Raw genomic sequence first — 24,018 nt, forward strand, 5'->3', positions numbered from 1 at the left:
AATGCTCGCTGGTGAAAACAACCCTGAGACAGAGATGGTGCGTCGTACGGGTAAAAAACAAGGGTGCGGCGACATCCTGCGACGCTTCCGTTCCGTGACCCATGCGTTCGGCGCAGGCTGCGCCATTGGTCATAATCCTGCGCTTTTTGGTTTGCCGATCACTCGGCTCCTGTAAAATCGCTGTGACAGCCTTCTATGCGATCACGATGACAGATCTTACGCCTGCCTCCGACGCTCCCCTGCGCATCCTCATCATTGAAGACGAGAGCCTCGCCGCCATGGCATTGGAGGAAATTCTCGGGATGCTGGGATTCGCCGTCGTCGGGATCGAGGACAATGCCGACGCCGCGGTCGAGGCGGCCGAACGGCTGCGTCCGGATGTCGTGATGATGGATATCCGCCTGCTCGGCCCGCGCGACGGGATCGAGGCGGCGGCGGCGATCCGCGAGCGGACGGGCATCCGCTGCATCTTCACCTCCGCCTTCGGCGACCCCGAGACCCGCCACCGTGCCGCGGAGTGCGACCCCTTCGGCTTCGTTCGCAAACCCTACTTCCCGGCCGAGCTGCAGCGGGCGCTGGGCCACGCGGTGGAGACGTTGAGGGAAGCCCCGGCACAGGCCCCCTCCCCAACCCTCCCCCGCCCACGGCGGGAGAGGGAGTAAGTCGCGGAGCTGCGGCAGTCCCCTCTACCCTCGGCTGGCCGAAGGCCGGTCCGATAGAGGGGGAGGGTTAGGGAGGGGGCAATGACTTTCCTCGACTAGACCACTCCCCCAAGACAAATCGGCCCCCGCGCAAGGCCGCGCGGAGGCCATTCAGTTCCAGGGGAAGACACCAAACGGACCCGATCAGCCGAACTTGTAGCTGATGCCGTAACCGCCGCGCGGATAGTCCCAGGCGATGTTGCCCTTGTCCTGGCAGACGACGCGGCAGGTGCCGCATTCCAGGCAGCCGTCGGTCACCAGCGTCACGCCGCCCGTCTCATTCTTGCTGTAGCACGCGGCCGGGCAGCAGAAGGTGCAGGCTTGGCGTTCGCAGCTCTGGCAGGCCTCCACGCTCTTGATCTGGATGTGCGGCCGGCTTTCATCGACGATGTAGCGGTTCTGATAAAGCTTCTCTTCGACCTTGACCATGATGCTCATCGCACGGCCCTCACCAGCTTGATTGCGTCACCGACCAGTCCCATCACCGAGCGGCGCTTGATGAAGGACTTCATGATCTGCTTTTCCTTCGACTTCTTGTCGATGCTGTCGACGGTGAACCAGTTGTGGGCCGCCGCGGTGATTTCGTCGGGATAGGCGCCGAAGAACTGCTTGTTGCCATGCATGATACCGGGCAGCTCGCGGTACTTCTTCAGGTCCTTCATGATGAAGCTGTCATCCAGCTTCTTCTTGTAGGCGGCCAGATTCGACGCGCTGTAGCCCTTGCCGGCGGCCTTCAGCTCGATCACCGTCTCCGCCGCCATCCGGCCCGACGCCATGGCGAGGTTGGAGCCCTCGCGGTGGGCGGCGTTGTTGAAGTGGGCGGCATCGCCGACCACCATCCAGCCGTCGCCGTAGAGCTGCGGAACCGCCTTGTAGCCGCCCTCCGGGATCATGTGGGCGGCGTATTCCTTCATCTCCGCCCCTTCGATCAGCGGCTGGATGACCGGGTGCTTCTTCAAATCCTCCAGCATCTTGTAAGGCGGGCAGTCGCCGTTCTTGAAGTCGGAGATCAGGCAGCCGATGCCGATCGTCAGCGATTCCTTGTTGGTGTAGAGGAAGGCGGTGCCGACCATCCCCTTGGTCACCTTGCCCATGATCTCGATGACGACGCCTTCGTCCTCCTTGATGCCGAAGCGCTGCTGGATCAGTTCCGGATCGATGAAGAGGATTTCCTTCACCGCCAGCGCCACAGTCTCCGGCGCCGCCTCCACCTGAAGACCGGCGCGCTTGGCCAGCAGGGCGTTGACGCCGTCGGCCATGATGACGACGTCGGCGTGGATTTCTCCGCCCTCGCGGTCGGTGCGGACGCCGATCACCCTGCCGGACGGATCGCGGATCAACTCCGTCACCGTGGTCTCGCAGATCTGCAGGCCGCCGACCTTGCGGATCTGCTCGCCCCACCATTTGTCGATGTTGGCGCGGATGATGGTGTAGCGGTTCGGCTTGTCGCTGTTGAAGGCTTCCGACCGGTAGTTGGTGCCGACATAGCTGTCGTCGCCCAGCAGCCAGACGCGCTGTTCGATGATGTGGCGCTCGGTCGGGCAATCGTCCCGGAAATCCGGGATGATCTTCTCCAGCTCATGCGAATACATGATGCCGCCCTGGACGTTCTTGGCGCCGGGATATTCGCCGCGCTCCAACTGCAGGACCTTCAGCCCCTGCTTGGCCAGCGTATAGGTCGCGGCGTTGCCGGACGGGCCGGCACCGATGACGATGGCGTCGAACTTTTCGACCATGTCGACAGGCTCCTTTCTCGTCCGGCGGTCAGCCGGCCATGCGGTTGACGGCCATATAATTATTGATGGGGAGCCGGCGGCCGAAGGCATCGGTCAGCGCCGGCAGGATCTTCAGCGCGTCACCGACCAGCCCGAGATGGGCGAAGTCGAAGATCGTCGCATTCGGATCGGTGTTGATCGCCAGGATCAGGTCCGACTTCTCCATGCCGACCCGATGCTGGATGGCGCCGGAGATGCCGGCGGCGATGTAGAGCTTCGGCCGCACCGTCTTGCCGGTCTGCCCGACCTGACGGTCGTTGGTGGCCCAGCCGGCCTGGACCAGCGGGCGGGTCACGCCGACCTCGGCGCCCAACACCTTGGCCAGATCGAACACCAGCTTCATGTTCTCGACCTTGCCCAGCCCCTTGCCGGCCGAGACGATGATGTCGGCGAAGGCCAGCTGAGCTTCGTTCTGCTCGCGGTCGGCGATGAAGTTCAGAACCTTGGTGACGATGTCCTCTTCGCGGAGATCCGGCTGGATTTCGACAACGCGGCCGGTGCGGGCATCGTCGCGGTCCGGCATCGCCATCACGCGCGGCCGCACCGTCGCCATCTGCGGCCGGTAGGCCAGCGTCTGGATGGTGCAGAGCAGCGTGCCGCCGAAGGTCGGCCGGGTGGCGGCCAGCGAGCGGTTGTCGGCGTAGATGTCCAGCTCGGTGCAGTCGGCGGTCAGGCCGGTCGCCAGCGTGGTGGCGATGGCGCCCGCCAGATCGCGGCCCAGCGTGGTGGCGCCCAGCAGCACGATCTCCGGCTTGTGGGTGTTCACCACCTCGGTCATGACGCGGCAGTAGGGATCGGTGCGGTAGTCGGCCAGCGCCGGGTCGGTCACCTTGTAGACGATGTCGGCGCCATAGCTGATGGCGTCGCCGCAGATGCGGTTCAGGTCGGGGCTCTCGGCGCCCAGAACCACGGCGCCCACCTCCACACCCAGCTTGTCGGCCAGCTTGCGGGCTTCGCCCAACAGTTCCAGCGACACGGAGTGGACGATGCCGCGCTCCTGCTCCACGATCACCCAGACGTTCTTGTAAATTTTCAGGTGTTCGGGAAGCTGGAACTTGCGGCCCTGGGGCTTGCTTGGTTCGCTCATCGTCGGGTCTCCCGCGGATGGATCGTCAAAGCCCGGCCGCGGCGCGGGCGAGCAGGTCGCCGGCCAGCTTGGGCTGGGCGGCGAAGATGGCGTCGATGGCGGCGGCGGCCATCGCGTCGGTCGTATCGGATGCGGCCTCGATCATCTTGGCCTTTTCGGCGCGCGGCTTCGGCACGAACACCTTCGACACCACGGTCGGCGAACCCTTCAGCCCGACGCGGCCTTCCTCGGCGCCGGTGAAGTCACGGCTCCAGGTCTTCAGCTCGTAGCGGGCGGCGCGGAACAGATCGTCCATCTTGCCGAAGCGGATGGTGTTGGTGCCTTCCAGCATGGTGATCATGCAGGGCAGCTTGGTCTTCAGCACCTGCACCCCGCCTTCGGAGCGGCGCTGCACCACGATCTCCTTGGACGCGGTGTTCAGATCCTCGATCCTGGTGATGTAGGTCAGCTGTTCGAAGCCGAGCCGGGTGGCGATGCCGGGGCCGACCTGAGCGGTGTCGCCGTCGACCGTCTGCTTGCCGCAGAAGACGATGTCGACCGGCTCCTCCTCCGCCAGCTTCTGGATGGCCGAGGTCAGGGCGTAGGAGGTCGCCAGCGTGTCGGAGCCCGCGAATTTGCGGTCGGTCAGCAGCACCGCGTCGTCGGCCCCCAGCGACAGCGCTTTGCGCAGCGAGGTCTCCGCCATCGGCGGCCCCATGGTCAGCACGGTGACGCGGGCGCCCACCTTGTCCTTCAGCCGCAGCGCCTCTTCCAGCGAGAACAGGTCGAAGGGGTTGATGATGGCGGGCACGCCCTGCCGCATGATGGTGTTGGTGACGGGATGGATGCGGATCTGGGCGCTGTCGGGCACCTGTTTGATACAGACGACGATGTGCATCCCGTTCTCCTTGGCTTCCGCTCTCGCTGTGGCGCGCATGTGGGTTTGGGGCCGGCACCGGGCCGGGATACACCCAGAACAGCAAGCGGCGTGCCAGCCGGCGAAGACCGACCAAGTCACGGGAAATGCAGAATTTTTCTGAAGAGCGGGATGCGTCGTCCCCTTGTCGCAAAGGCGACAAGGGGACGCTCATGTCGGTTTCGCTACAGCCGCTGCGGGTGGGGGATCAGACCGCCTCGATATGGGCGATGACGCGGTCCAACTCGATGCCGACGCGGGCGACCAGGGCGGTGATGCCCTCCAGCCGGTGGTCGATCACCGCCAATTCCACCGCATCGGCGGCGGCGGCGAGGTCGCGGGCGCCGACGGTGCGCGAGGATCCCGCCAGCTTATGGGCGGCCTGCCGCACCTCGTCCCAGATCTCGCCGGCCAGCGCGTCCATCAGCCAGCGGTGCGAGGCGCTGTTGGAGGTAACGAACTCGCCCAGCAGATGCCGGACGAACTCGCCGTCGCCATCGAACAGCGCGGTCAGCGCCTCAAGGTCGAGCGGCGGCAGGTCGGCGATTGCGGGGGTTGGCGGAGATGCCGGCCGAGGGGCGGGTTGCTGCAACTCATCGGTCACCTTCGGAACCTCCTGCTGCGGCTCGAACGGGTCCTCCCCGTCCCGGCCCTCGCCCTCCGTCGGGGGCAGGAAACGGTCGACCACCTGGCGCAGGTCGGCGAGGCTGACCGGCTTCGCCAGCGTGTCGTCCATGCCTGATGCCAGGCAAAGCTGCGCTTCGTTCTCCGTCGCGTTGGCGGTGATGGCGACGATGGGCAGGCGCGGGCCTCCACCAGCCGCCTCGGCGGCGCGAATGCTGCGGGCCAGTTCCATGCCGTCCATTTCCGGCATCTGGCAGTCGGTCAGCAGCAGGCCATGGCCGCCGGCCCGCCACATGGCCAGCGCCTGGGCGCCATCCTCCGCGGTCTCCATCACATGACCGAGAAGGGTCAGCTGGCGCTGGATGACCTGACGGTTGGTCGGGTGATCCTCCGCCACCAGGATCAGCCGGCCCTGCGTCCGCGCCTCCTCCACCGTGGGCAGGCGGCGCCGGCCGGTCGCCGGGGTGGCGGGTTCCGGTTCGGGATGGCGGTCGGTACGGCCGCCCTCCCCCGCCGCCATCCGCCCGGCGGCGGCCAGGATGGCGCGGACCAGACCGCCCCGCCGCACCGGCCGGCCGAGAACCACGGTCCCGGCGCCGGATGCGCCCAGTTCCGCCGCGTCGCCCGCGCTCAGCGCGTCGCCACCGATCAGCACGCGCCCGCGCACCCGGCCGCGCGGGTCATTGTCCAGGGCCGCAAGGTCGGTGCCCAGCGTGGAGACCAGCACGTCGCAGGCGGCGGTCGGCAGCAGGGTGCGCAAGGCCGCATCGGCGTCCGCCGCCTCCACCAGTTGGGCGCCGTCGGCGTTCAGATAGCGGGCGAGGAAGCCGCGCTCCTGCGCATCCGCCGCCAGAAGCAATACCGTCACCCCCTGCAGCGGCGCCCGCGGCGTCACGGCCGGCTCGATCGCCCCCGGGACCAGATCGGCGGCGAAGGTGAACCAGAAGGTGGAGCCGACATTGACCTCGCTGATGACGCCGATGTCGCCGCCCATCAGTTCGGCCAGACGCCGGCAGATCGACAGTCCAAGCCCGGTGCCGCCGAAACGCCGGGTGGTCGATGCCTCCGCCTGGGTGAAGGGGCGGAACAGGCGAACCTGATTTTCCTTGGAAATGCCGATGCCGGTGTCGGTCACCGCGACGCGGATGGTAACGCGGTCGCCGTCGAACTGCGCCAGTTCCACCCGCATGGTCACCGAACCGGACTGGGTGAACTTCACCGCGTTGCCGGCGATGTTGAACAGCACCTGCCGGATGCGGACCGGATCGCCGACGACCTCCACCGGCAGATCGGGGTCGATGTAGGTGACCAGCGACAGCCCCTTGCCCCGTGCGCCCGGCGCCAGCGTTTCGGCCACCCCCTCCACCACATTGGCGAGCGAGACCGGCACCCGTTCCAGGTCGAGCCGCCCGGCCTCGATTTTCGAAAAGTCGAGGATGTCGTTGATGATGGTCAGCAGCGCGCCGGCCGACTCCCGCACCACGCTGACCAGCTCGCGCTGGTCGCCGGTCAGGCTGGTGTGCTCCAGCAGCTCCAGCATGCCCTGGATGCCGTTCATCGGCGTGCGGATCTCGTGGCTCATCGTCGCCAGGAACAGCGACTTCGCCTGGTTGGCCGCCTCCGCCTCCGACCGCGCCGCCTCCGCCGCCTCGCGCGCCGCCACGAGGTCGCGCGTGCGTTCCGCCACTTGGCCCTCCAGGCTGCGGTTCAGCTCGGTCAGTTCCTCGTACAAATGGACGTTGTCGAAGCCGATGGCGACCTTGGCGCAGAACACCTCCAGCAGCCGGCGCTCGTCGGCGGTCAGCGCCCGCCCATGGCCGAGATAGACCGCGGTGTCGTGGTGCCGGGTGGCGGAGCGGAAGACCAGAACGCTGTGGCCACGTTCGTAGCGGTTGCGGCCGTCGGACAGCGCCGCCGTAACCGCCTGCACCGCATCGGGCGGCAGGGCCAGGAACAGCGGCGTCCCCTCCATCCCGACATGGCAGCCGGCGCCGCCAAGCACCAGCGGCTCCGCCGGCCGCGGCCCGTCGGACAGGCGGCTGACCAGCGCCACCCCGCCCACCGTCATTCCATTTGCGGGCGGGCAGACGCCGACGATCTGCGCCACGGCATGGCGCACGAACTCCGCCATCGTCCGCTTGCCCAGCAGGGTGGACGAGGAGTCGAGGATGCGCTCCAACCCCTCGCGGTGGTCCTCGATGGCGGTGATGTCCTGGTAGCCGCGGAGCGCGGCGACGACGGAGGTGAACAGCTTCTGCGCCGTCAGCTCCGTTTTCGATTTGTAGTCGTTGATGTCGTAGCTGAGGATGACGTCGCGTTCCGGCGCCTGCCCCGGCTGGCCGGTGCGCAGGATGATGCGCACACGGCGGTTGCTCAGTTCGTTGCGGATGTAGCGGACCAGACGCAGGCCGGCGTCGTCGGACTCCATCACGACGTCTAGCAGGATCACCGCGATGGCCGGGTTGTCGCGCAGCACCCCGCGCGCCTCCGCCGCAGTGGCGGCCGATAGGAACTGCGCCGGACGCCCTTCGAAGGCGAAACCGCGCAGCACCATCTTGGTGGTGGCGTGGATGGCGGGGTCGTCGTCGACGATCAGGATCAGCCAGGGTTCGACCGGTTCGGCAGCCTCGGCCGCCACCTCGACGGTGGGTTCCTCCTCCGCGAACAGGAATTCGTCGCTCATCACGGCCCCCCGGCGAAACAACCGCGCTTTTTCCACCCCGGCGCGCGGGCGACCTTACCATATGTCGGGGAATGGCCGCCAGTTCGGCCCCCGGCCGGCACCGTCAGGTGGTGTCATCGGGCGGAAAGGGTGGATTTGCCGGGCGGCAGCCGCCATGGTGGCGCCGCTTTCCATCGCGCATGTGCCGTCATGAACCTGCTTGCCTGCATCCACGACAAGGCTCCGCTGATCGAAGCGCGGGATCCCGACCTGGGCGACCTGTTCCCGCCGGGGTTCCTCGACCTGTACGAGGTGCACAGCTACCGCAACGCCGCGCGCATCCTGGCCTATGCCTGCACGGCCGAGTTCCGCGAGATCACCGAACGGCTGATGGAGTTCCGCATCCGCACCGAGGACATCGTGGCGTCGGGCGGCAACAAATCGCAGATCGCCAAGACGATGGAGCGGATGCTGAATCCGCTGGGCTGGAACGAGACGCGCATCCGCGGCGACCTGTTCATCACCAAGATGATCGTGACGCACGAGGAAAAGCGCCGCGTCGCCGGCAAGAACCGTGGCCAGACCGTGACCGAGCAGCGCCAGCGCGAGGAGCTGTACAAGGTCAACGGCTTCATCGACGGGCACAAGATCGACTTCGTGAAGGAGCGCGTGTCCTTCGACCTGGAATGGAACAGCAAGGACCAGACCTTCGACCGCGACCTCTACGCCGCCCGCACCTTCTACGAATGCGGCATCATCAATGCCGGCGTGCTGCTGACCCGCAGCGCCGAACTGATCCCGCTGTTCACCGAGGTGGCGCGGCGGGTGGAGATGAAGAACTTCCAGAACAAATACGGCGCCAGCACCACCTGGATGAAGAAACTGCTCTACCGCCTGGACGCCGGCCGCGGCGGCGGCTGCCCGGTGCTGGCGCTCGGCATCCGTCCGGCGGTGGTGTCGGATTTCGAGGAATGGAAGGACAGCCACCCGATCGTCCGCCAGACGGCGACCTTCGACGTCGACACCGGGGCGGAGGATGAGGACGATCTGTGGTGAGGGTGGGGACTGCGGTGTGCCCCCCACCAACCCTCACGCAAACTTGCGGTCGGTCAGCAGCAGGCGCACCGCGAAACCCAGGAACAGCACGCCGGCGACGCCGTCCATCGCCGTCCGCACCCGCGGGCTGGACAGCACCCGGCGCGCGGCCCCGGCGCTGAGTGCCGCAATGCCGACCAGATAGACGCCACCCAGCACCGAGATGATGTTGCCGAGGATGAAGGTCTGCAGCGCCACATGGCCCAGGTGCGGGGCAATGAACTGCGGCACGAAGGCCAGCTGGAACAGGATGATCTTCGGGTTCAGCAGGTTGGTCAGCAGCGCCTGGACGAAGACACGGCCCGCAGGCGCCGGGGCCGGAGCCTCGACCACGACCGCGGGTTCGGCGCCGCGGCTGGTCCAGACGCTCCACAGCGACCGCAAGCCGATCCAGGCGAGATAGGCGCCGCCGGCATAGCGCAGCAGGTCGAACAGCGATGCCGACGCCGCGATGAGGGCGGAGATCCCGGCGGCGGCCAGCAACGAATGGACGGTGTTGCCGACGCAGATGCCCACCGTCGCCACCACCCCGGCCTGCCGGCCGTCGGCGATGCTGCGGGTCAGCACCAGAAGCGAATCCGGCCCCGGCGCCAGAACCAGGACGCAGACGGCGACCATATAGAGTTGCAGCAGATGGAGGTCGAGCGGCAGGGCCATCGCGGACGAACCTTGAAGAACGGTGGAGCGGGCGTTCAATCCGGCCAGCGGCGGTGAATCCACAGCCATTGCGCCGGCTTGTCGCGGATCCAATCCTCCAACAGACGGTTCAGCCGTTCCATCAGAATTCGCGCATCCGCATTGCGGTCGCCGCTGGTCGGGTATTCCTCCGGCGGCAGGACGGTGATGCGGAAATGCGCGCCCTCCAGCCGCTCGGTCCGCGTTGGGCACAGCGGCAACTGCATCTTCATGCCCAGCACGGCGGCGGCCGGCGCGGTCATGGCATCGCGACCGAAGAAGGGGACGGGGATGCCGTCATTCATCTTCTGGTCGATCAGCATGCCGACATGGCCGCCCTTGGTCAGGTAACGCAGCAGGATTCTGGCGCCCTCCGGTCCCTTGGGGATCTGAGTGCCGGTCGCCGCCCCGCGCAGCTTCACTAGCAGGTCGCCGACGATCGGGTTGTTGGGCGCCCGGTAGACCACCCCCAACTCCAGCCCGTGCAAGCGGGCGGCGACCGACTGAACCTCCCAGTTCGCCAGATGGCCGGAGACCAGGATGCCGGCCTTGCCGTCCTCGCGCAATGCATCGACATATTCGATGCCGACCACTTCTGTGCGTTCGCGGCCGATCTGCTCCAGATGCGGGTATTCGGCGATGGTACGGCCCAGATTGTCCCACATGCCGCGCACGATCGCGTCGATTTCCGCCCTGCCCTTCTCCGGAAAGGCCCGCGTCAGGTTGCGCCGCGCGCGGGCGCTGTTGGGCAGCCGCGGGCCCACCGTCCGTCCGATCCAGCCGCCGAGCGCAGAAGCCCGGTCGAGCGGCAGCACCCGGAACAGCCAACAGACAGCGTGGACAAGCGCCGCCTCCACCGGATAGCCGATCCGGCGCGTCAGCCATTTCTGCAGCGGACTACGCGGCTTGGCCATCGGGGCTTCCCTTCAGCAACACGGAGGTCAAAAGCATGGAGAGCGCCCGCTCGTCGGCCCAGCGCACCGACACCGGCAGGACGGCGACCTTCGCCCGCAGGTCGGGCGGCAGGCGCACGGCATCCTTGGCGGTGGTGACCGGCACGGCGCCCAGCGCCGCGGCGCGGTCGATCAGGGCCGCGATCTCGGCCGCTCGGTAGGGGTGGTGGTCGGCGAAGGGCACCCGTCCGACCACGCGGGCGCCGAGCGCCTCCAGCGTGGCGAAGAACTTCTCCGGCCGGCCGATTCCGGCGAAGGCCAGCACGTCGCGTCCGGCCAGCCGGGCGGCGGCCTCGGGATCGGGTTCCAACCGCGCCGCCAGCACCGGCCGCCCGCCGGCCAGCGCCGCCAGACCGTGGCGGTCCTCGCCCAGGATCACCAGCGCGTCGGCGCGGGCAAGGCCGTCGGCAACCCGTTCTCGCAGCGGACCAGCCGGCACCAGCCGGCCGTTGCCGAAACCGACCGCGCCGTCGGCGACGATCAGAGCCAGATCCTTGTGCAGCGCCGGATTCTGGAACCCGTCATCCATGACGATGGCCCCTGCCCCGGCGGCGGCCGCGCACTCCGCCCCCGCCAACCGGTCGCGCGCCACCCAACAGGGGGCCGCCCCTGCCAGCAGCAGCGCCTCGTCACCGACATTGGCGGCACCGTGGCGGCCGGGATCGACCGCCAGAGGGCCGACCTCCCTCCCGCCATGGCCACGGGTCAGCGCATGGACGGCGATCCCGCGAGCCTGCAGCGCCGCGATCAGCGCCAGCCCGACCGGTGTCTTGCCGGCACCGCCAGCCACCAGATTGCCGACACAGGCGACCGGAACGCCGACCCGGCGTGGAACGGTCCCGGCAAGGCGCCGCCGTCCGGCCAGCCCATAGAGCGCGCCCAGCGGCGCCAGCAGGGTGGAGGCAATGCCGGGCGGCCGATACCAGAAGGCGGGGGTCTTCACGGCTCCGCGTCCCCTCAGGCAGCGGTCCGGATACCGGCGGCGCCCAGCACCGGGGCCAGCGCCCCCAGCGCCCGGTCGATGATCCGCCGGTTGTCCGCCGTCACCCGCGCGGCCCCCGCGACGATGCGTTCGCGCGCCCGGTCGTCGGTCAGCAGCCGCCGGGTCTCGCGGGTCAGCGCATCGCCGTCCGCGACCGGCAGGGCGCCGCCGGCGGCCTCCAGCATGTGGGTGATCTCGCCGAAATTGAACATGTGCGGGCCGTACAGCACTGCGCAGCCCAACTGCGCCGGCTCCACCGGGTTCTGCCCGCCGTGGGGAATGAAGGAGCCGCCCATGCACACCACCGGCGCGGCACGGTAGAACAGCCCCAGCTCGCCCATGGTGTCGGCGATGTAGACGGCATGCTCCGGTCCCGGCAGCAGGTGCCCGGCCGTGCGCTGCAGAACCGCCAAACCGCGGGCCCGCATCAACTCGGCGATGGCGTCGCCACGATGGGCATGACGCGGTACGATGACGGTCAGCAGGCCGGGCAGAGCCGGGGCCAGCGCGGCATGGACCGCCGCGGCGATCTCGTCCTCCCCCGGGTGGGAGCTGGCGAGCAGCCAGACAGGCCGACCGGCCAGGGCGGCGCGCAACGGCTCCATCGCGTCGGATGCGGCTGGCGGCGGCTCGGCGGAGAATTTCAGGTTGCCGACGCTGGCAACACCGAAGGCCCCCAGCCGGCGCAGCCGCTCCGCATCCCCCTCCGTCTGGGCCAGCGTGACCTGGAAGGTGGACAGCAGGCCGCCGATCAGACCGGGCGCGTTGCGCCAGCGGGAAAAACTGCGTTCGGACATGCGGGCGTTGACCAGCGCGGCCGGGATCGAGCGGGCACGGATGCCGGCCAGCAGGTTCGGCCAGATCTCCGATTCCGTCCACAGCACCGCGTCGGGCCGCCAATGGTCGAGGAAGCTATCAACCGCATCCGGCAGATCGACCGGCACATATTGATGGATGGCGCGCTCCGGCAGCCGCCGCCCCATCAGCTCGGCCGAGGTGACGGTGCCGGTGGTCATCAGCACGGTCAGATCGGGCGCGCTGTCCAGCAGCCGGCCGATCAGCACCAGGACCGAATTCGCCTCCCCCACGCTGGCCGCGTGGATCCAGGCCAGCGGACCGTCCGGCCGGGCGCGCGAGGCAATGCCGAACCGCTCCGCCTGACGGGCGGGGTCTTCCTTGCCGGCGGCGCGGCGGCGGTCGAGATAGAGGCGCACCGCCGGCCCGGCGACGGTCGTCAGGCCACGGTAGAGGGATTGCAGCATCAAGGCCCGGAACTGGAGACGTACGACAACGGGCGCGTTGCCGGTCCCCCTGATACGGACCACCGGCGACGCGCCCGGCGGCACCTTAGCACGCGGCAACCATTCCGTAACAGGGGACGGTGCGATGCAGCTCCCTCACCGCTTCGCCAGCGCCAGCTTGGCGCCGAGCGCGGCGAAGGCGGCGGCGAAGCTGCGGCGCATCCAGGCCATCACCCGCGGGCGGGAGACCACCTGATCGCGCACCGCGGCGGCGAACAGGCCGTAGAGGACGAAGACCGCGAAGGTCAGCGCCATGAACACGCCGCTCAGTTCCAGCATGCGGGCGAGCGGCTGCGGGTCGGCGTCGCTGACGAACTGCGGCAGGAAGGCCAGGAAGAAGATCGACAGCTTCGGGTTCAGCACATTGACCAGCACCGCCCGCAGGATCGTCCGCCCGGCCGAACGCTGCATCCTGTCCGCCGCCCCGTCCGTCTCAACGCTCAGCGCCCCCTGCTCCTTCAGCGTCGCCCAGGCCATGTAGAGCAGATAGAGCACGCCCAGGATCTTCAGCCCCTGGAACGCCACGGCACTGGTGTGCAGCAGGGCGGCCAGTCCCAGCACCGCCGCCGCCATGTGCGGCACGATCCCCATCGTGCAGCCGAACGCCGTCACAGCGCTGGCCCGCGCGCCCTGCGACAACCCCGCCGCCAGCGTCAGCAGCACCCCGGTTCCGGGCGAGGCGACGACGATCAGGGAGGTGATGAGGAAGTCGGGGGTCATGGCCGGGGACCTCGCGCGGGAGTGGTGATCCGGCGAAATGGAACCATGGCACCCGGTCTTCGCCAAGCGGAATGCGGTTCCCCGCTTACGTGAAGGGCCGCAGATTCGACAGGAATTGTTCGGCCGAGCGGCGCCAGGAATAGCCCAGCGCATAGTCACGGCAGGTCTGCGCCGGGATCGCCAGCGCCCCTTCGACCGCCCGCTTCAGATCCTCGTCCAGGCAGCCGGCGCCAGAGCCGTCGACCACGTCCAACGGTCCCGGAACCGGATAGGCCGCCACCGGCACGCCGGAGGCCAGCGCCTCCAGCAACACCAATCCGAAGGTGTCGGTTCGCGACGGGAAGACGAAGACGTCGGCAGCGGCGTAGTGCTTCGCCAGATCCTCGCCATGCCTGGCGCCGACCCAATGGACGCCGGGGTATTTGCGCTGCAACTCCTCCCGCGCCGGGCCGTCGCCGACCACCACCTTGGTGCCGGGCAGGTCGAGGCGCAGGAAATCCTCCAGGTTCTTTTCCACGGCGACGCGGCCGACATACATCGACACCGGACGGGGCAGATCGAGGAAACCCTTGTCACGCGGCCGGAACAGCTCGGTATCGACACCGCGGGTCCAGCGGCGGATGTTGGCGAAACCGCGGTGCGTCAGAGCGTCCTCGATGGTCTGGGTCGCCACCATCACCGCCGAGGACGGCTTGTGGAAGCGGCGGACCACCGCATAGGACAGCGCCAGCGGGATCGGCGCGCGGTCGCGCACATATTCGGGAAAGCGCGTGTGGTAGGCGGTGGTGAAGGGCTTGCCATGCTTCAGGCAATAGGACCGCGCGGCGAAGCCCAGCGGCCCTTCGGTGGCGATGTGGATGCAGTCGGGCCGCATGCCCTCGATCATCGCCCACAGCCGCCGCTTGGCCCCCAGCGCCAGCCGGATTTCCGGGTATGTCGGCATCGGCAAGGTGCGGAAGCGGTCGGGGCCGATCACCTCGACGCTGTGCCCCATCGCCTCCAGCTCATCGCGCACGGTGCCGATGGTGCGCACGACGCCGTTCACCTGCGGGTGCCAAGCGTCGCTGACGATCAGGATGTTCACGCCGCTTCCCGTTCCTTCGCCGCCAGTTTGCCCGCACTGGGACCAGGGGCCGGCATCCGCTGCGCCATGACCTCCGTCCAGTGGATGATCTCCAGCGCGCCGCTGTCGTGCTCGACCAAGGCGGTACAGGACTCGACCCAATCGCCGTCGTTGCAATAGAGGATTCCTTCGATATCGCGCATCTCGGCGGTGTGGATGTGGCCGCAGACGACGCCGTCGACCTTGCGACGGCGGGCTTCCTCGCCTAGGGCTTCTTCGTATTTGCCGATGAATTCGACCGCGGTCTTGGCCTTGTGCTTCAGATAGGCCGACAGTGACCAGTAGCTGAAGCCCAGCTTGCGCCGGACCCAGTTGAACAGGGTGTTGACGTGCAGCAGCGTGACATAGGCGTGGTCGCCCAGCAGGGCCAGCCACTTGGCGTAGCGCACCACCGCGTCGAATTTGTCGCCGTGGGTGATCAGCAGGCGCCGGCCGTCGGCGGTGGTGTGGACCCATTCGTCCACCACATGCACCCCGCCGAACTGCAGCCCGACATAATCGCGCGCCGCCTCGTCATGGTTGCCGGGGATGTAATAGACCTCCACACCCTTGCGGGCGCGGCGCATGATCTTCTGCACCACGTCATTGTGGGCCTGCGGCCAGTACCAGCTTTTCTTCAGCCGCCATCCATCGACGATGTCGCCGACCAGGAACAGGTGATCCGATTCGGTGTGTTTCAGGAAATCGAGAAGCAGCTCCGCCTGACAGCCGCGCGTTCCCAGATGAACGTCGGATATCCAAATGCTGCGGTAGCGCTTGACCGCTGGGACGGCGTCCATCTTCCGCTCCGTCGTCGCCATGGCCGGTGGCCATCAAGACAACTGCCGTATAAAGGAAAGACGCTCACCTTGACAACGATTTGGAACACCCGCACCTATTCGCCACGTATATTTCTTCTATCGTCATCATCTTGCATTTTTACTGCAACGGAACCGCCGTGATCCCTTCACGGCTTTGCAACAGAAGGCGCCTCACGCGCCGGTCAGGGAGAGCGAATCGGTGCGCGACACGGTGCTGATGAACGAGGATCCGACGATCGATGCCGGCGGCGGGGATGCGGCGCCCGATGTGCGGCGGCTTCTGGTGATCCACAACCCGACGGCCGGCGGGCGGCGGGCGCGGCGGCTGCGCGCGGTTGTCTCCCGGTTGGAGGCGCGCGGGGTTAACGTCACCGTCAGGCCGACGGGCAAGCGCGGCGATGCCGAGGCCTTCGCCCGCGAGGCCGATCCCACCGCCGTCGATGCGGTGGTGGCGGCCGGCGGCGACGGCACCATCAACGAGGTCATTAACGGGCTGGCGGTCCATGCCGACGTGGGGCAGCCGCTGCCGCTCGGCATCGTGCCGATGGGCACCGCCAATGTGCTGGCGGCCGAACTGGGCCTGACGATGGACCCGGAGCGCATTGCCGCGGCGATTGCCGGCGGGCGGCGGACGATGATCTGGCCGGCGCTGGCGAACGGGCGGGTGTTTTCGCTGATGGCCGGGGTTGGGCTGGACGCGCGGGTGGTGGAGCGGGTCGATCCGAGGGTGAAGCGGCTGATCGGCAAAGGCGCCTATGTGGCGGAGACGTTGGTACAGTTGGCGACGCGGCCGGACCACCGCTATCACGTGACGCTGGACGACGGCCCGCCGCAGGAGGTGGCGTCGGTGATCGTCGCCAAGGGGCATTTCTACGGCGGCCGGTTCATCTGCGCGCCGGATGCGCGGCTGACCGAGCCGGTGCTGCATGTCTGCCTGTTCCCGCGCGGCGGGCGGCTGAATGCGCTGCGCTATGTCTGGGGCGTCACCGCCGGACGGCTGGCGCGCTTTCCGGAGTATCGCGTGGTGACGGCGAAGCGGGTGCGGATCGACGGGCCGGCGGGTGACGGGCTGTTCGCCGACGCGGTGCAGGGCGATGGCGACGTGCTGGCACGGCTGCCGGTGGAGATCACGCTGGCAGGATGGCGCTTGCCGGTGCTGGCGGGGTGAGTGGTTGCTCGGCTGCCCCCTCCCCATCCCTCCCCCGCTTCGCGGGAGAGGGGGTGTGATGCTTGTCGGCCTAAACTGATCGCGAAGCGGCGGCAGTCCCCTCTCCCTCGAAGAGGGGGAGGGTTAGGGAGGGGGCAATCCTTTGCCAACCCGCGCCGCCCTCGCCTGCTCCTGCAACGCCACGTAATGGTGCCAGACCAGCCGCGCCGCCAGCGAGCGGTAGGGCCGCCAAGGTTCGGCCACCTCGATCAGCTGTTTCGCCGTCGGCTTGTCGGCCCAGCCCTTCAGCCGCTGCACGCCGAGCTGAATCGCCAGATCGCCGATCGGCCAGATGTCCGGCCGGTCGAGCGTGGTCATCAGATAGACCTCGGCGCTCCAGCGGCCGATGCCCTTCAGCGCGACGAGTTGGGCAATCGCCTCCTCGTCGGGCAGGTCATGGATGATGTCGAAATCGAGCCGGCCACTCGCCACCGCCTCGGCAAGGCCGCGGGCATAGCCGATCTTCTGGCGGGAGAAGCCGCAGGCGCGCAAACTTTCGTCGTCCAGCGCCAGGATGGCATCAGGCGTAACTTCGCCGCCCAGCCGGTCCTGCAGCTTGGCCCACAGGGCCAGCGCCACCTTAGTGGAGAGCTGCTGCTCCATCACCATGCGCAGCAGGCCGACGAAGCCGGTCGGCCGGGTGAAATCGCGGATCACCGGGCCGCCGACGCGCAGGCATTCGGCAAAAATGGGGTCGAGCGCAGCCAGATGTTCAACGCTCATCGGCCGCGCTCCAATCCCTGCAACCTGTGGATCAGGCCACCAGCTCGATGGCGTAGTCCTCAATCACGGTGTTGGCGAGCAGCTTGCTGCACATCGCCTCGACCTCCTTGCGGGCGGTCGCCTCGTCGGTGCTCTTGAGCTGCAGCTCGATCACCTTGCCGGCGCGGACGTCCTCGACGCCGTCGAAGCCCAGCGTGTGCAGCGCGTGCGCGATGGCCTTGCCCTGGGGGTCGAGAACGCCGCGCTTGAGGGTGACGTGAACCTTGGCCTTCATCGGATGTCCGCTCGCTTTGGGGTGTTGGTGGAGGGGTGGTTATTGAATGGCAGTCACTGGATCGTCTTGGGGCCCTTGACGTCGCTCGGCCCGCCTTCCGGCAGGATGCCGAGGCGCCGCGCGACCTCCTGATAGGCTTCCTCGACGCGGCCCAGGTCCTGACGGAACCGGTCCTTGTCCAGCTTCTCGTTGGTCTTGACGTCCCACAGGCGGCAATTGTCGGGGCTGATCTCGTCCGCCAGGACGATCCGCATCTCCTCGTTCTCCCACAGCCGGCCGAATTCCAGCTTGAAATCCACCAGCTTGAGCCCGATGCCGAGGAAGAGGCCGGACAGATAGTCGTTCACGCGAAGCGACAGCGCGACCATGTCGTCGAGGTCCTGCGGAGCCGCCCAGCCGAAGGCGGTGATGTGCTCCTCGGAAACCATCGGATCGTTCAGCTCGTCCGACTTGTAGTAGTATTCGATGATCGACCGCGGCAGCGGCGTGCCTTCGGGAATGCCGAAGCGGCGCGACAGGCTGCCGGCGGCGACGTTGCGGACAACGACCTCGATCGGGATGATCTCGACCTCGCGCACCAGTTGCTCGCGCATGTTCAGGCGGCGCATGAAGTGCGTGGGCACGCCGATCTCGGACAGACGACTCATCAGGTACTCGGAGATGCGGTTGTTCAGCACCCCCTTGCCGGTGATGACGCCCTTCTTCTGGTTGTTGAAGGCGGTGGCGTCGTCCTTGAAGTATTGCACCAGGGTGCCCGGCTCCGGCCCTTCGAAGAGTACCTTGGCCTTGCCTTCGTAGATGCGCCGGCGTCGTGTCATCGCATGATCGTCCAAATACGTAAGGACCGGTCAAGCGAGCTTGCCGGCCCAGGAATGTGCCAGAGTGATATAGCAAGCCGGGTGCACGAACACAACGACGGGGGCGGGAGGGCAGGATTGTGCGGTCAACCCGCCCCTCACAGCTCCACCGGCCCATAATCCACCGCGTGCGGGCGGCCCGGGGCGAAGTGCCAGATCGGGTTCAGGTCGGGCCGCTCCACCCGTGGCACCGCCAGCAGGGAGCTGGACGAGGTGCCGAAGCCGTTTGGCAGCAGGAAGTCCATGGCGCCGCGCTCGTCCGGCGTGCCTTCCCAGATGCGGCTGCCCATCAGTTCCGGCCAGCCACCCCAGGCGAAGGACTCCGTGTCGGGGACGTCCACGGCCGGCGGGACCGCATGCTCGAACAGCGGGCGGTAGAAGGCGGTGCGCGGGTCCTGCGGGTCGTCCAGCTCGAAGGCGGTCAGCATGTGGACGCCGGCGGGGATCGACGACACCTCCGGCCGGTGGCGCGGGTTGGCGCCGCGATGGACGACCAGATAGGCGTCGCGGTTGTCGGCGATCACCAGATTGAAGGGGCGGTAGGCACGGATGTCGAGGTCGGCGAAGCTGCGCGCGGCATCGGCGGCGTCGCCATGATCCAGCGCGTCCAGCACCAGTTCGCCGCGCGACCGCTTGCCGGCCTCCGGCCCCAGCGTGCCGAAGCGGTTGAGGATGACCGCCACCACCCCCTCGTCGTTCAGACCCATCCAGGAGCCGCCGGCCAGTTCGTCCAGCCCGGCGACCACGTTGGGCCGGTCGGGCCAGTGGCGGGCGGGAGGAAGCCAGGGGCGCCCGGTCATCTCGTCACGGTTTCCGGCGACGACCAGCGGCCAGGTTGCGTCGGGTCGCCGCAGGAGGATCACGCTGCACATGCCATACCTTGTCTTTTGTGGTGCCCAAGGGTATCTCGCCGCCCCGAGGAAACTCTGCAGAATATCCGCGGCTGCGACGCGGCGGGACAGTGACGACAACCGCTTCCGGGCTATATAATCATTGGGAACGGGAGCGAAACCAATAAGGAGCCTGGGTCCCCATGACGACCTTCGACGACCGCGAAAAGGCTTTCGAGAACAAGTTCCAGCACGACGCGGACCTGCTCTTCCGCATCCGCGCCCGGCGCGACCGGCTGGCCGGCGAATGGGCCGCCGACCTGATGGGGCTGTCCGGGGCGGAGGCCGAGGCCTATGCGCGCCAGATCGTGGACACCGACATCGCCACCGCCGGCCCGCACGACATCCGGGACAAGCTGTGCGCCGACCTGAACGCCCGCGGAGTCGACATCTCCGAACACCGGGTGGAAAAGCAGATGGCGCATTTCCTGGACATCGCGCGCGAGCATGTGACTCAGGGCTGATCCGGGGGCCTGAGCCCGCCTCACGCGGACCCGCCGCCGCAACGGCCGTGCGGCGGGAGGCCTACTCCGCGGCCCGGTGCAGGAGGCGCTGCCCGGCATAGTCGGCGATGCGGCGGATCAGCATGTCGATCTCGCCCTTCAGCCGGGCGAAGCCGTCGTGGCGTTCCAGCGTCTCCTCGTTCATGTAGAGGCGGCGGTTGATCTCAAGCTGGATCGAATGACGGCCGCGCGCCGGATCGCCGTAGCGCGCCAGCAGTTCCACCCCCTTGTACGGATCGTTGATCGCCACGCGATGGCCGAAGCCGCGCAGGGTCTCCGCCACCAGCCGGACGAATCCGGGCTCGCTGGTGGTGCCGTCGCGGTCGCCGATGACGAAATCCACCGCCAGCGGGTCGCGCCCGTCCGGCCGCAGCGACGACGGCATGGAATGGCAGTTGACGTGCCACACCGTGCTGAACCGCGCCGCCAAGCCATCCAGCGCAAGCCGCATCTGGGCATGGTAGGGACGGTAATAGCGGTCGATGCGGTCGGTCACCGCCGCCGCCGGCAGCTTTCCGTCATAGAGCGGCAGGCCCGGCCGCAGCATGCTGCGGATCAGCCCCATGCCCAGCGTGCTGCGCGGAGTCGGGCGCAGCGGCATCGGCAACTCGCCGTCGACCAGCGCCGGGTCGATGTCGTCGACCGCGCGGTTCACGTCGATGCAGGTGCGGGGAAACAGCGCGCACAGCAGGGTGGCGCCATGGTCGGGCGCCGTGGCGAACAGCTCCTCGACATGGGTGTCCTCCCCCTGGCGCAGCAGGGGATGCGGACAGATCACCCGGAAATCGGCGGGATAGACGCTGCCGCTGTGCGGCGAATCGAACAGGACCGGAAGGCGCCGGCCGACCGGGTCGTTGCGGACAAGAACGTCATCGATCACGAAGCTCATCGACCGGCCCCGGCCAGACGACCCGATGGAGACATAGGCGATAGAGACATCGGCAAGTTCGATTCCCGCCAGTTAAATTGCCGCAAGTTCAACCGCCGACCTTATCAATCCAGACAATCCTATAACCCATGCGTCAAGCCTCAGTCGACGGCAATTCGTCATGATCCTGCCATGCCGCCGCAACATCGCACCGGGCGCATCAGCCAAAAAAACCGCGCTTCACGACCGGCCCGCACTGGCGCGGAGTCGCTTGGTTCGTCATACTGATTGGAGCGCCCACCGCTGGCGAGCTTGCCGCTTGACCGACCCGCTCTTCGCCCCCGTCGAACTCTCTCCGCCGGACATCGCGCCCCACCGGCGCGGCAACACCGGCATCGACCACGTCACCAGCCTGTCGGCGGCGGAGCCGGGGCCGCATGTGGTGCTGAACGCGCTCGTCCACGGCAACGAGCTGTGCGGCGCCATCGCCCTGGATGCGCTGCTGCGGATGGGTCTGCGGCCGACGCGCGGACGGCTGACCTTCGTCTTCGCCAACACCGCCGCCTATGCGACCTTCGACCGCCAGAACCCCTATGCCTCGCGCTATCTGGACGAGGATTTCAACCGGCTGTGGTCGCCGGAGCATCTGAACGGCCGGCGCGACAGCGTGGAGCTGCGGCGCGCCCGCGTCCTGCGGCCGGTCTACGAGTCGGCGGACCTGCTGCTCGACCTGCATTCGATGACGGCGGACACCGCGCCGCTGACCCTGTGCGGCCGGACCACGCGCGGGCGCGACCTGGCGCTCGGACTCGGCTATCCGGCCTGGGTGGTGGCGGACGGCGGCCATGCCGGGGGCAAGCGGCTGATCGATTACGGCAGCTTCGCCGAGCCGGAGGGGTCGCACACCGCCATCCTGGTCGAATGCGGCCAGCATTGGCGGACCGAGACCGCGACGGTCGCGCTGGAAAGCTGCCTGCGCCTGCTTCTCGGTCTGGAGATGATCGATCCGCCGCTGAACGGTCCGCGCCTGCGCCCGCGCACCGATCCGCAGCGGGTGGTCGAGGTCACCGATGCGGTGACCGCAGCCAGCGAGCGGTTCCGCTTCACCGCCCCCTTCGTCGGCATGGAGGTGATCGGCCGCGCCGGCACCGTCATCGGCTGGGACGACGGCCGCGCGATCCTGACTCCCCATGACGACTGCGTCCTCATCATGCCCGCCCGCCGGGTGAAGTCCGGCCAGACGGCGGTGCGGCTGGGGCGGATCGTCGGGTGAGGTTTGTGAGTGCCGTTGATAAACGCTTCACGTTGAACCGCTTCGCGACGGATCTTATCAAGAGCCTCCCTCGGCGGTCATTCCCGCGAAGGCGGGAATCCAGACGCTCCCGGGGCTCAAGATGCGGATCAGTCTGGTTCCCCGCCTCCGCGGGGATGACGGCCGAGAAAAGCCCAAAAGCTCACAAACTCTGATGGGAGGCCAACACCGCCGGCCCCCTCACTTGGCCGCCGGCTTGCCCTTCGTCCAGGTCGCATTCGCGCTGAACAGCGGCACGGTGGAGATCGAGGTCTTGGCCGAGGCGTCCTTCACCTGTCGGCTGTACACCACATAAACCATCGTGTCGTTCGGCCGGTCGTAGATGCGGCGAATGGCGATCGACTTGAAAATCAGGCTCTTCCGTTCGGAGAAGACCTCCTCCCCCTTCTGCGACAATTCGATGTCGCCGACGGTCACCGGGCCGGTCTGACGGCAGGCGATGGAGGCGTTGGACGGGTCCTCGAACCAGTTGCCCTTGCTCAGCCGGTCGATCAGGCTGCGGTCGAAATCGACCAGATGGCAGGTGATTCCCTTCACCTTCGGATCCTCGATCGCCTGGATCTCCAAGCCGTTGCCGGTCCAGTCGTTGGAGAAGCGGCCGACCACCTCGTCGGCCGCCGCCGTGCGCAGCGGGAGCGCGGCGGCCAGCAGGCCCAGAACCAAAAGGCCGGCGGAAGCGTTCATCAGGGGAAACGGGCTGCGCATCTCGATCGGGTCTCCGGCAAGGACGGGCGGGGACCGCAGGATGAGCGGCCCGGAAAAACACTCCCCTAGATCGGAGGGTCTGGCGCCGCCGTCAAGCGCCTCCCTCCGGAGGTCCGGCCACCGCGATGACAGACCGCAGCCCGCTCGCCTCGCTTCCCCCCGCCCCCGAGGCTCCGCTTGCCGGCACGCCGGAACCGGCGACCGAACCCTTGCCCTCACCCGGCCACCGCCGCGATCCGCTGACCATCGCCGTCGTCGGCCTGTTCGTCATCGCCGTTCTGTTCGCGCTCTATTTCGGACGCGACGTGCTGCTGCCGATCATGCTGGCGCTGATCCTCAGCTTCCTTCTGCGACCGCTGGTCCGCGCCCTCTACCGCGTCGGGGTGCCCGAGGGGCTCGGCGCCGCCGTCATGGTCGTCATGCTGTTCGGCGGCGTGCTGCTGGCGGTCTATACCCTGTCCACCCCGGCGGCGGAGTGGGTGAACCGCATGCCGCGGGTCCTGCATGAACTGGAATTCAAGCTGGGCGACATCCGCGCCGGCATCGACCGCGCCCGCGAAGCCTCCCGCCAGATCGAGGAGATCACCAAGGAAACCGGCGAGGCCGGGCCGGTGCGCGAAGTGGTGGTGCGCGGTCCGACCCTGATGGAACAGGCGGTCAGCCAAGTCGAATCGGTTCTCGCCAATGTCGTGATCCTGCTGGTGCTGCTCTATTTCTTCCTCGCCCGCGGCCGCCATTCATTGGAGTCGCTGATCGGCACCATGCGCAACGTCGATGACCGCGTGCATTACGCGATGGTCGCGGCGACGCTGCAGCAGAACATCGCCGCCTATCTGCTGACCATCACCGTCATCAATGCGGTGCTGGGGCTGGCGACCGGGCTGGTGATGTGGATGTGGGGGCTGCCGAACCCGGCGCTGTGGGGAGTGATGGTGGCGCTGGCCAACTACATTCCCTTCATCGGCCCGGCGGTGATGACCGGCGTGTTCTTCCTGGTGTCGGTCCTGACCTTCGACAGCCTCGGCACCATCATCCTGCCACCCCTGTCCTTCGTGGCGCTGACCACGCTAGAGGGCAATTTCCTGACGCCGATGATCGTCGGCCGCCGGCTGTCGCTGAACCCCATCGCGGTGTTCGTGTCGATCCTGTTCTGGGGCTGGCTGTGGGGCATACCCGGCGCGCTGCTGGCCGTACCGATCCTGGCGATCCTGAAGATCCTGTTCGACGCGCACGAGCCGCTGAAGCCGGTGGGTGCGCTGCTGGGGGATTGAAGGTGGGGTTGCCCC

The 24,018-nt window shown here is 67.8% G+C and carries 24 protein-coding genes; 6 read left to right on the top strand and 18 right to left on the bottom strand.

All coding sequences use genetic code 11. The features are described from left to right. Positions 1 to 206: 206 nt before the first annotated feature. Positions 207 to 662, top strand: a complete 456-nt coding sequence (locus tag TSO5_RS26060) for a response regulator (protein ID WP_109154402.1) — start codon at positions 207 to 209, stop codon at positions 660 to 662. 183 nt (positions 663 to 845) lie between these two features. Here the strand turns inward: TSO5_RS26060 and TSO5_RS26065 are convergent, their stop codons facing one another. The 5 genes from TSO5_RS26065 to TSO5_RS26085 all read right to left on the bottom strand — a co-directional run bounded on the left by TSO5_RS26065 (position 846) and on the right by TSO5_RS26085 (position 7,765). After that, the gene (locus tag TSO5_RS26065; protein WP_109154362.1) at positions 846 to 1,139 is read right to left on the bottom strand and encodes a ferredoxin family protein; all 294 of its coding nucleotides are present in this window, start codon (positions 1,137 to 1,139) and stop codon (positions 846 to 848) included. After that, positions 1,136 to 2,437, bottom strand: a complete 1,302-nt coding sequence (locus TSO5_RS26070) for an FAD-dependent monooxygenase (RefSeq protein WP_109154363.1) — start codon at positions 2,435 to 2,437, stop codon at positions 1,136 to 1,138. The genes TSO5_RS26065 and TSO5_RS26070 overlap by 4 nt, the downstream gene beginning before the upstream one ends. Positions 2,438 to 2,465: 28 nt before the next feature. Beyond that, the gene (locus TSO5_RS26075) at positions 2,466 to 3,563 is read right to left on the bottom strand and encodes an electron transfer flavoprotein subunit alpha/FixB family protein (RefSeq protein ID WP_109154364.1); all 1,098 of its coding nucleotides are present in this window, start codon (positions 3,561 to 3,563) and stop codon (positions 2,466 to 2,468) included. Between the two features lie 25 nt (positions 3,564 to 3,588). Further along, the gene (locus TSO5_RS26080) at positions 3,589 to 4,440 is read right to left on the bottom strand and encodes an electron transfer flavoprotein subunit beta/FixA family protein (protein WP_109154365.1); all 852 of its coding nucleotides are present in this window, start codon (positions 4,438 to 4,440) and stop codon (positions 3,589 to 3,591) included. A 226-nt stretch (positions 4,441 to 4,666) separates the two neighbouring features. Next, positions 4,667 to 7,765 (bottom strand): DUF3369 domain-containing protein, encoded by a 3,099-nt coding sequence (locus TSO5_RS26085; protein ID WP_109154366.1) that lies wholly within the window; start codon positions 7,763 to 7,765, stop codon positions 4,667 to 4,669. Between the two features lie 189 nt (positions 7,766 to 7,954). Between TSO5_RS26085 and TSO5_RS26090 the strand changes: the two genes are divergently transcribed. Beyond that, the gene (locus tag TSO5_RS26090) at positions 7,955 to 8,800 is read left to right on the top strand and encodes a BglII/BstYI family type II restriction endonuclease (protein WP_109154403.1); all 846 of its coding nucleotides are present in this window, start codon (positions 7,955 to 7,957) and stop codon (positions 8,798 to 8,800) included. Positions 8,801 to 8,833: 33 nt separating this feature from the next. Here TSO5_RS26090 and TSO5_RS26095 read toward each other — a convergent pair whose 3' ends face one another. The 7 genes from TSO5_RS26095 to TSO5_RS26125 form a co-directional block, all read right to left on the bottom strand. Further along, positions 8,834 to 9,565, bottom strand: a complete 732-nt coding sequence (locus TSO5_RS26095) for a LysE family translocator (RefSeq protein ID WP_247870977.1) — start codon at positions 9,563 to 9,565, stop codon at positions 8,834 to 8,836. Continuing rightward, positions 9,532 to 10,428, bottom strand: a complete 897-nt coding sequence (locus TSO5_RS26100; RefSeq protein WP_109154367.1) for a lauroyl acyltransferase — start codon at positions 10,426 to 10,428, stop codon at positions 9,532 to 9,534. Before TSO5_RS26100 ends, TSO5_RS26095 begins: the two co-directional genes overlap by 34 nt. After that, complete coding sequence (lpxK, locus tag TSO5_RS26105) at positions 10,412 to 11,410, bottom strand: tetraacyldisaccharide 4'-kinase (protein ID WP_109154368.1); 999 nt, start codon at positions 11,408 to 11,410, stop codon at positions 10,412 to 10,414. Before lpxK ends, TSO5_RS26100 begins: the two co-directional genes overlap by 17 nt. Positions 11,411 to 11,424: 14 nt before the next feature. Continuing rightward, complete coding sequence (locus tag TSO5_RS26110; RefSeq protein WP_109154369.1) at positions 11,425 to 12,711, bottom strand: 3-deoxy-D-manno-octulosonic acid transferase; 1,287 nt, start codon at positions 12,709 to 12,711, stop codon at positions 11,425 to 11,427. 135 nt (positions 12,712 to 12,846) lie between these two features. Beyond that, the gene (locus TSO5_RS26115; protein WP_109154370.1) at positions 12,847 to 13,470 is read right to left on the bottom strand and encodes a LysE family translocator; all 624 of its coding nucleotides are present in this window, start codon (positions 13,468 to 13,470) and stop codon (positions 12,847 to 12,849) included. An 85-nt stretch (positions 13,471 to 13,555) separates the two neighbouring features. Continuing rightward, positions 13,556 to 14,554: a glycosyltransferase family 1 protein gene (locus TSO5_RS26120; RefSeq protein ID WP_109154371.1), complete on the bottom strand. Its 999-nt coding sequence runs from the start codon at positions 14,552 to 14,554 to the stop codon at positions 13,556 to 13,558. Further along, a complete protein-coding gene (locus TSO5_RS26125; RefSeq protein ID WP_109154372.1) occupies positions 14,551 to 15,372 on the bottom strand; it encodes a UDP-2,3-diacylglucosamine diphosphatase in 822 nt (273 codons plus the stop codon). Before TSO5_RS26125 ends, TSO5_RS26120 begins: the two co-directional genes overlap by 4 nt. A 220-nt stretch (positions 15,373 to 15,592) precedes the next feature. Here TSO5_RS26125 and TSO5_RS26130 point away from each other — a divergent pair, with 220 nt between their 5' ends. Then, complete coding sequence (locus tag TSO5_RS26130) at positions 15,593 to 16,561, top strand: YegS/Rv2252/BmrU family lipid kinase (protein ID WP_109154373.1); 969 nt, start codon at positions 15,593 to 15,595, stop codon at positions 16,559 to 16,561. Positions 16,562 to 16,684: 123 nt separating this feature from the next. On the opposite strand, the gene TSO5_RS26135 is transcribed toward TSO5_RS26130, so the two are convergent. The 4 genes from TSO5_RS26135 to TSO5_RS26150 all read right to left on the bottom strand — a co-directional run bounded on the left by TSO5_RS26135 (position 16,685) and on the right by TSO5_RS26150 (position 19,326). Then, complete coding sequence (locus TSO5_RS26135; protein WP_109154374.1) at positions 16,685 to 17,323, bottom strand: DNA-3-methyladenine glycosylase; 639 nt, start codon at positions 17,321 to 17,323, stop codon at positions 16,685 to 16,687. A gap of 31 nt (positions 17,324 to 17,354) precedes the next feature. Continuing rightward, positions 17,355 to 17,597: a phosphoribosylformylglycinamidine synthase subunit PurS gene (gene purS, locus TSO5_RS26140; RefSeq protein WP_014246942.1), complete on the bottom strand. Its 243-nt coding sequence runs from the start codon at positions 17,595 to 17,597 to the stop codon at positions 17,355 to 17,357. A gap of 53 nt (positions 17,598 to 17,650) precedes the next feature. After that, positions 17,651 to 18,415, bottom strand: a complete 765-nt coding sequence (gene purC, locus TSO5_RS26145; RefSeq protein ID WP_042697247.1) for a phosphoribosylaminoimidazolesuccinocarboxamide synthase — start codon at positions 18,413 to 18,415, stop codon at positions 17,651 to 17,653. Positions 18,416 to 18,552: 137 nt separating this feature from the next. Next, on the bottom strand, positions 18,553 to 19,326 hold the full coding sequence (locus tag TSO5_RS26150) for an NRDE family protein (RefSeq protein WP_109154375.1): 774 nt from the start codon (positions 19,324 to 19,326) through the stop codon (positions 18,553 to 18,555). Positions 19,327 to 19,487: 161 nt separating this feature from the next. Between TSO5_RS26150 and TSO5_RS26155 the strand changes: the two genes are divergently transcribed. Beyond that, the gene (locus TSO5_RS26155) at positions 19,488 to 19,808 is read left to right on the top strand and encodes a DUF1476 domain-containing protein (RefSeq protein WP_109076338.1); all 321 of its coding nucleotides are present in this window, start codon (positions 19,488 to 19,490) and stop codon (positions 19,806 to 19,808) included. A 61-nt stretch (positions 19,809 to 19,869) separates the two neighbouring features. Here TSO5_RS26155 and TSO5_RS26160 read toward each other — a convergent pair whose 3' ends face one another. After that, the gene (locus TSO5_RS26160) at positions 19,870 to 20,736 is read right to left on the bottom strand and encodes an N-formylglutamate amidohydrolase (protein WP_109154376.1); all 867 of its coding nucleotides are present in this window, start codon (positions 20,734 to 20,736) and stop codon (positions 19,870 to 19,872) included. Positions 20,737 to 21,034: 298 nt separating this feature from the next. Here TSO5_RS26160 and TSO5_RS26165 point away from each other — a divergent pair, with 298 nt between their 5' ends. Next, positions 21,035 to 21,988, top strand: a complete 954-nt coding sequence (locus tag TSO5_RS26165) for a succinylglutamate desuccinylase/aspartoacylase family protein (RefSeq protein WP_109154377.1) — start codon at positions 21,035 to 21,037, stop codon at positions 21,986 to 21,988. Between the two features lie 219 nt (positions 21,989 to 22,207). Here TSO5_RS26165 and TSO5_RS26170 read toward each other — a convergent pair whose 3' ends face one another. Continuing rightward, positions 22,208 to 22,732 carry a CreA family protein gene (locus TSO5_RS26170; protein WP_109154378.1) on the bottom strand — a complete coding sequence of 175 codons (525 nt, stop codon included), beginning with the start codon at positions 22,730 to 22,732 and terminating at the stop codon, positions 22,208 to 22,210. A 125-nt stretch (positions 22,733 to 22,857) separates the two neighbouring features. Between TSO5_RS26170 and TSO5_RS26175 the strand changes: the two genes are divergently transcribed. Next, entirely contained in the window at positions 22,858 to 24,003 is a 1,146-nt protein-coding gene (locus tag TSO5_RS26175) for an AI-2E family transporter (protein ID WP_109154379.1), read from the top strand. Positions 24,004 to 24,018 lie beyond the last annotated feature (15 nt).

Source organism: Azospirillum sp. TSO5, from assembly GCF_003116065.1.
GTDB lineage: Bacteria > Pseudomonadota > Alphaproteobacteria > Azospirillales > Azospirillaceae > Azospirillum.